Raw genomic sequence first — 996 nt, forward strand, 5'->3', positions numbered from 1 at the left:
GCCCGGTCCGCCGCTACGGCTGCACGGAAGCCGCGGTGCCCTCGGACTGCGGCAGCGAGTCGAGACCGTGACGGCGCCCGCCCAGGACCCGTGCAGAGACCTCGGCCTCACAGGCCGCGCCGAACACATCAGCGGAGGCGGCCGACCTGCGGCGGGCCACGGCGGCATCGGTGTCCTCAACCACCAGGTCCGCGTTGATCGCCGCGGCGGCCTGCACCCCGGCCGCCCCGTCAGAACCCGCGGTCCCCAACCATCCGGCGAGCACTGACCCGAATGGCCCCGGCGGACGTGCGTCTCCCCGTCCGGCGGACCCCGCGCGTGAATACTGGCGGCATGCTCCAGAGTCTCGGGCCCTCACCCTCCGCGCCGCCCGGCACGTGTGCACCCGGGTTTCATGTGCTCGTCGTGTGCACCGGCAACCTCTATCGCTCCCCCCTTGCCGAGTGGCTGCTCAGGCAGCGGCTGCTCGATGCCCGGCCGGTGATCCGGCTGAGCAGTGCGGGCACACGGGCCCTCACGGGTACGCCCATCGCGGCCACGGCGGCGTCCTTCCTCCTCGAACGCGGCGCGGACGCCTCGGGGACGAGTTCGCGGCGGCTGACGAAGGATCTGGTCGAGAACTCCGATCTGGTGCTGGGGGCCGCGACGGAGCATCGCGAGGCCGCTGTGCGGCTGTCCCCCGTATGGGCGCTGACCCGCGCCTTCACCCTGTCCGAGTTCGCCCGGCTGGTGCGGGCGGAGGACGCCTCGGGCGTGGCGGATCCGGCCGCGCGCTTCAAGGCCCTCGTCCGGGGAGCCGCCGCCCGGCGTGGCAGCGAGCGGGTCCGTCCGGGCGAGGACGACATCGAGGATCCCCTGGGTGCCCACCCCGAAGAGGTGCGGGACTGCCTCGTACGGATCGAGGGTCTGGTGGAACGTATCGCCGCGGGGGGGGGGGCCCGGGGGGGGGGGGGGGCCCCCCCCCCCGGGGCCGGGGGGGGCGCCCCCCCCCCCCAC

General features: G+C 75.3%; 2 protein-coding genes. One reads left to right on the forward strand and one right to left on the reverse strand.

Annotated features, from left to right (window positions below; all coding sequences use genetic code 11):
* Positions 1-13: 13 nt before the first annotated feature.
* Complete coding sequence (locus F7R91_RS34605; RefSeq protein ID WP_191971768.1) at positions 14-217, reverse strand: hypothetical protein; 204 nt, start codon at positions 215-217, stop codon at positions 14-16.
* Positions 218-333: 116 nt separating this feature from the next.
* Between F7R91_RS34605 and F7R91_RS34610 the strand changes: the two genes are divergently transcribed.
* The coding region (locus F7R91_RS34610; protein ID WP_150956482.1) for an arsenate reductase/protein-tyrosine-phosphatase family protein at positions 334-996 on the forward strand (663 nt) is incomplete at its 3' end.

Source organism: Streptomyces luteolifulvus (genome assembly GCF_008806595.1).
In the GTDB taxonomy this organism is placed as follows: Bacteria; Actinomycetota; Actinomycetes; order Streptomycetales; family Streptomycetaceae; genus Streptomyces; species Streptomyces luteolifulvus.